Here is a 4,016-nt window from a genome sequence, read left to right as displayed (position 1 = left end):
CGCTACGACAAGCGTGGCTACGTATACCTCGGCACAGCAACCGCCGCAGCCCTCACCATCTGGCTTCGCACGTGATCGCCCGGACAACTCCTAGCGGGCCGGGCCCCTGAGTGGTTTCCGGGGCCTGTTGGGAGGAATCTGGGAGGAGATCTTGGAATTCCGCTCCCGGAGGGCCCCTGCCGCTTCACCGGGGTAGACGTCACGGTGGCTGTCCTGGCGAGGAGTGCGCCAGGGATTTGCGTCGCCTTCACCGGTCTCGGGCCGAGCTCAGCCGGGGTGCTGGTCGTCCTGCAAGTCGTGCAATGAGGGGGCGTAGGAGATCCCGACGATCAAGCCGTCCGCCGTGAGAAGTCTGGCCACCGTCTGACCCCACGGCTCGGTGCGGGCCTGGTGCACCAGCTCGAAGCCCGCGCGCTGAAGCTCGGCACCGGCGGCTGTGACGGCTTCCGCGTTCGCCACCTCGAACTCGATCGATGCCTGCGGGACCACCCGGTCGGCGGGCCACTGGGCCGTGCCGAAGCATGCCTCGGCTGCCTGCGAGAGCGGCCACAGGCCGAAGTGCTTGCTGCCGGGGACGCTCCCGCTGGAGAAGTAGCCGTTGTCCTCCCCCTCCAAGGGGAGGCCAAGAGTCTCGATGAACAGCTTGCGGCTCAGCGGCGGATCGGCGGCGACCACCGCCACGCTCGTGATGAAGAGAACGTCCATGCCGGTGGTGGTACTCCCTGCTGCGCCTGGACTGCGAGGGCCGGGAATTCGGCCTCGTCGGCACCGCTTTCGGCGGCCGGATCCCGCTCAACCTATCCGCCTGGTCCCAAGGGCCGAGACACCCGCGCCAACACCGGCCTTGAGTCACCCGATCGGGCTGGCTCACCTTCGCGCCGCCGATCACGACCGTGCCGTCATGCCACCGCCGAGCCACTGGCCCGGACGGGCACAGTGGGCCGCGGTGGCCGCGCCAGCTCCCGCCGGTGACAGAGAACCGGTCGATTGCGCTGCAGTTGATGAGGTGTGCCGTCACTCTGAGGGGCGAGATGGCGAACGAGGTAATTTTTGACAATCGTTACGTTTGTCAGGCTATAAAGTCGCTGTAAACCCCTGGGGTTGAGGGTGGGCACGGGAGTACGGTTCCGGCGCTCGGCAGTAGGAGCTCAAGTGCGGCCGTAGGGGCGGTCGCGACTTACGCCGAAGAAGCCGGAGACAACCATGCGTGCGTATTCCGGACGGCGCAGACCGCGCCGCGGAACGGAGAGCGGGAGGGCGGCGCTCGCCGCCGTCGCCGCCGCACTGCTGATAGCGGGGACGGGACCCGTCGCCGCATACGGAGTGGACAGCGACACTGGGTCCAGCCGCCATGACGTGGCGGGCGACGAGTCCCATGAACTGATGGAGTCCCTCGACGCGTTCAACGAGCCGAGGCTCTCCCCCAGCGACCAGATCGCGCCGGGCGCGTACGCCGACGCCTGGGCGCACATCGAGAACATGCCGGTGAAGGCTGGGAGTTGGTCCGAGGTGACCACCTCCCCGTACAACGAGGACGCGCTGCACTACCGCGACCGGTCAGCATCCAACTCCGGTGGCGGTGCAAGCCGTTCGGCGGGCCGGATCGCCGCCCTGGCCACCGATCCGACGCACCAGGGCGTGGTCTACGCGGGCGCCGCGGGCGGCGGTGTGTTCCGGTCCACCGACGACGGCAGGACCTGGACGCCGATCGCCGACCGGCTGCCCGCCCTGTCCGTGGGCGCCCTCGCGGTCGGGCCCGACGGCTCGCTGTGGCTGGCCACCGGCGAGGCGACCACCGCCTCCGACAACTACCTCGGCAGCGGCGTCTACCGCCTCGCAGACCCCGCCACCGGCACGTTCAGCGAGAGCGACAAGGTGGGCGGTACCGAGCTGGATTCGAGCTCCGTCCACACCCTGACCTTCGACAAAGCTGCCGGGTACGTCTTCGCGGCCTCCTCGCACGGCGTCTTCCGGCGCCCGCTGTCGGCCGGCCGGTCCACCGCCTGGACGAAGGTCCTCGCCCCGTGCGCGGGCGTCGGCATCAGCGGCGTGAGCTGCGGGGTGGACAGCCACTACGCGGACATCGCCAATGACATCGCCGTACAGCCCGGCAGCGATGGCACCAAGCTGCTGGCCAACGTGGCCTGGCGCAGCGGCGCCGACTACAACGGCTTCTACTACTCCACCGACGCGGGTACCACCTGGAAGCGTGCCAACCCGACCGGTGCGATCAACCCCGCCGAGATCGGCAACGCCGCCTTCGCCTACGCGGCCGACGGCAGCAAGCTGTACGTCTCGATGGAGTCCCCGAAGCTCCTCAACAAGTCCTCCGGTTCCGGCGTGTACTCGGTCCTCGCCGGCGTGTACGTCAGCCAGAGCGGCAACGCGGACGGCTCGTTCAAGCAGATCGCTACCTCCTCGTCGCTGTCGACGACCGGCTCCGCGATGAAGGTCAACGAGATCGGCACCGGCTACCAACCCGGCTCCCAATCGTGGTACGACCAGGTCATCGCGGTCGACCCGAGCGACCCGAACCACGTCTACCTGGGCCTCGAGGAGATGTTCGAGTCCCGGAACGGCGGCGCCACCTGGAAGGCGATCGGCCGCTACTGGAACTTCGGCATGCCGTGTTTCTCGTACGACCCGGGCGCGAACTCCTGCGACGGCGACGTAATGCACTCCGACCAGCACGCCCTCGCCTTCTCGCAGTGGCCGGGCAGCGCGCCGGAGGTGTTCGTCGGCAACGACGGCGGCGCCTACGCCCGCCCCACCACGCAGACCACCGCCGGCTGGCGCAACCTCAACGCGTCGGGCACCCTGCGCAACCTCCAGTACTACTCGGTGCGCGCGGGCAGGATGACCGACGGCAGCGGCGAAGCCGTCTGGGGCGGCCTGCAGGACAACGGCGTCTCCCTGCTCGCACCCAAGGGCGCCACCTACCAGGGGCAGCAGCTCAACCCGGGCGGCGAGATGGTCTCTCCGTTCGGCGGTGACGGCGGCGACCAGCTGGTCAACCCCGCCAACGGCTGCCAGACGGTCGGCGAATACGTCGACCTCGCCCTCCAGATCACAAACAACTGCGGCTACACCGCGAGCGACGACGGCTCCGAGGACGTGATCACCGACATCGCGCCCGGTGACCCGGGAGCCCGCTTCATCGCCCCGTTCAGCGCGGACGAGACCGACCCGAGCGGCCTGTGGGTCGCGGGCGGCCAGTACGTCTGGGGCAACACCACAACCTGGAAGAGCACCTCCGGAGCCGACTGGACCAAGCTGTACGACCTGGGCGCCGGCCACTCGGCCTCAGCGGTCACCAGCCGCAGCCACGTGACGTGGGCCGCCTGGTGCGGCCCCTGCTCCCGCGTCGACGGCTCCTTCGGGCGGGGCATCGCCACCAACTACGGCGGCACCTGGCACCAGGTGAACCTGCCCGCCGCCTTCCCCAACCGCTACATCTCCGGCCTGACCATCGACCCGTCCGACGCCTCCGGCAAGACGGTCTACGCGGTGATCAACGGCTTCTCCCGGCACTGGAACGAAGGCCCCGGCGCGGGCTACGGGCACATCTGGAAAACCACCGACGGTGGCACAACCTGGACGGACATCAGCGGTGCCACCGCGGCCTCCGACTCCTTCCCGGACGCTCCGGCCAACGCGGCGCTGATCACCAAGAACGGCACCCTGGTGGTCGCCACCGACCTGGGCGTGTTCACCAGCACCTCGGCGGGCCACTGGGCGCGTCTGGGCACGAACCTGCCCACCTCCCCGGCGGTCTACCTCTCAGCGAGCCCGGACGGCAGCCAGGTGTACGTGGCCACGCACGGCCGCGGCATCTGGAAGACACCGACGCCGTAACACCGCCCCCAGTCCCTCCACACTGTGCCCGGCGTGGCCGGGGCAACGCCGGGGCCCCCGGACCGATCTTCCGTTCTAGTGGTCGTCGCAACACCCCAGCTCAGGGGATGCGATGGACTTCGAGATTCGGGATGAGCGGAAGCCTCAGGGGCCCCGCAGGT

At 69.3% G+C, this 4,016-nt stretch carries 2 protein-coding genes; one reads left to right on the top strand and one right to left on the bottom strand.

Annotated elements, in window-relative coordinates; genetic code table 11:
- Positions 1-267: 267 nt before the first annotated feature.
- Complete coding sequence (locus ACWC5O_RS45110; protein WP_450592487.1) at positions 268-705, bottom strand: VOC family protein; 438 nt, start codon at positions 703-705, stop codon at positions 268-270.
- A 498-nt stretch (positions 706-1,203) separates the two neighbouring features.
- Between ACWC5O_RS45110 and ACWC5O_RS45105 the strand changes: the two genes are divergently transcribed.
- The gene (locus tag ACWC5O_RS45105; RefSeq protein WP_450592489.1) at positions 1,204-3,855 is read left to right on the top strand and encodes a WD40/YVTN/BNR-like repeat-containing protein; all 2,652 of its coding nucleotides are present in this window, start codon (positions 1,204-1,206) and stop codon (positions 3,853-3,855) included.
- Positions 3,856-4,016 lie beyond the last annotated feature (161 nt).

It is taken from the genome of Streptomyces sp. NPDC001450, assembly GCF_053597295.1.
This window is presented reverse-complemented; position numbering and strand designations above follow the sequence as displayed.